Source organism: Parapedobacter sp. ISTM3 (genome assembly GCF_016533505.1).
Classification (GTDB): Bacteria; Bacteroidota; Bacteroidia; order Sphingobacteriales; family Sphingobacteriaceae; genus Parapedobacter; species Parapedobacter luteus.
This window is the reverse complement of sequence record NZ_JAENGN010000043.1, coordinates 1-1,834: the sequence shown is the minus strand read 5'-3', so window position 1 is coordinate 1,834 and position 1,834 is coordinate 1. Positions and strand designations below refer to the sequence as shown.

Annotated in this window: 2 protein-coding genes; both read right to left on the bottom strand. The window is 64.1% G+C overall.

The window, feature by feature from the left end; translation table 11 throughout:
• The coding region (locus JHJ32_RS22430) for a PorP/SprF family type IX secretion system membrane protein (protein ID WP_200122931.1) at positions 1-798 on the bottom strand (798 nt) is incomplete at its 3' end.
• Positions 799-868: 70 nt separating this feature from the next.
• A partial coding sequence (locus JHJ32_RS22425) for a gliding motility-associated C-terminal domain-containing protein (RefSeq protein WP_200122924.1) occupies positions 869-1,834 on the bottom strand: 966 nt, incomplete at its 5' end.

The window sequence follows — 1,834 nt, the reverse complement described above, 5'->3', positions numbered from 1 at the left end:
GAACTGATAGCTGTAGCCCAGCCCGAAGCCCGCGAAGTTGAACTGTGCCATGCCCGCCAGTTCCCCGTAGCTCCGCACATTCAGCCCCAGGCCGAACACCTGCCTGACGAACACCATCGCCGAGGCTTCACCCTGTGGGCGCAAGCTCTCTGCGTAAGTCACCAGCAGGCTCGGCCTGATGTGGAAGTCCGCCCCCAGCCCAAACAGCGCTCCCGCCGTCAGGTGGTACAGGTTGCGGAAGTTGTACCGGCTGTCGCTGCTTACCCCCAGGCTCCCCAGCATCAGCCGCGGAAGCGACAGCCCCACATAATACCGCTCCGGCCGGTACAGCACCACCCCGAAGCCCACCAGCGCATCCGTCTCCCGCACATCCTCCCGGAAGGCCGGATCCTGCGGGTCCAGCTGCGAGAAACGCCCGTCCATGTAACTCAGCCCCGCATTCAGCGATAAACCCACGTACTCTGTCTCCGATATCCGGACCGACTTGGCAAAAAACACCGAGGCCTCCGTCAGCTTCTCCACCGCCAGGCTTTCATGGCGGATGTTCACCCCGGCCGTGGCGCCAAGCCCCTGTAACCCCAGGTGGCCGCTGCCCCAGAAGACCTCCGGCGCGCCGTCCAGCCCCACCCACTGCCGCCGCCCCAGTATGGAAACCTCCCCGGCCGGCGACATCAGGCTCGCCGCCGGATTGATGACCGTGCGCAGCTGGCCGTACTGCGTCGGCGTCAGCGCCTGCTGGCCATGCAGGGCTGTCCCTGAAAGCAAACTGCCCAGCAAAAGAATCAGGTTCCGTTTCATGTTATCGCTGTTTCGGTTATTATCTTTCATAAATATCCCCATAATCAACACCCCACTATTCCCTAGTCAATCAATACTTCAATACAAAATAGCCCCTCCGGTATTCCGTGCCGCCACCCCTGCCGATTTCCACGATGTAGAAGTACGTGCCGGCAGGCAGCCGCTGCTGCCCCGTGCCGATGCCCCGGAACGCCACCCGGTCGTTGTCATACCCGCTGGCCTCCCACACCACCGTACCGTTGCGGTTGAATACCTTCACCCGGTTGGCCGGGTAATCACGGATACCCTCGATTATCAGGAACTCGTTGATGCCGTCCCCGTTGGGCGATACCGCAGGGTGCACGCGCACCGGAAAGTCCGACGAAGGGTCCGTGACCCGTACCGTCAACGCCACCGGCGCCGCCGCCTCATGGTTGGCATCACCCCCCTGCGTGGCCGTGATGGTTACCGTACCCAGGCGGTGGATGTGCAGCGCCGTGCCTTCCAGCGTAGCCACCTGCCCATCGTCGACGGCCAGGCTCACCGGCAGACCGCTTGAGGCCGATACCTCCAGCGCGATGCTGCCCGCATCGCGGTGTACAGACGCCGGCGCACTGAAGGAAATCGACTGCTGTGCCCGGTGCACCGTCAGCTCGCGCCTCACCTCCGGCCGGTTGCTGTAGTTGCCGCTCGCCGGTACCGTCGCCGTGATGGTGGCGCTTCCCGCGCCGGTGATGCGGATGCGCCCACCGGCCACCACTTCAGCCACCGCCGTATTGCTGCTCGTATAGCTTACCGCCTCCCCGCTGCTCGCCGTAGCACCCCCAACGAAGTCCGCATCCCCGTACGCCTTTTCCGGCAGCGGCGGAAAATCGATGCTCCGCACAGCCGGTGTGATGGTCAGCTCCGCCGTCAGTACCAGCGTCTCGTAGTTGCTGCCGCTGATGGTGGCCGTCACCGTCTGGCTTCCCACCTCGGTGCGGCCGTTGCCCGCATAGCGCACCGACGTACCCACGGGCAATGTTCCCGTGATGGCCAGTGATTTGGCCGTGCCGTC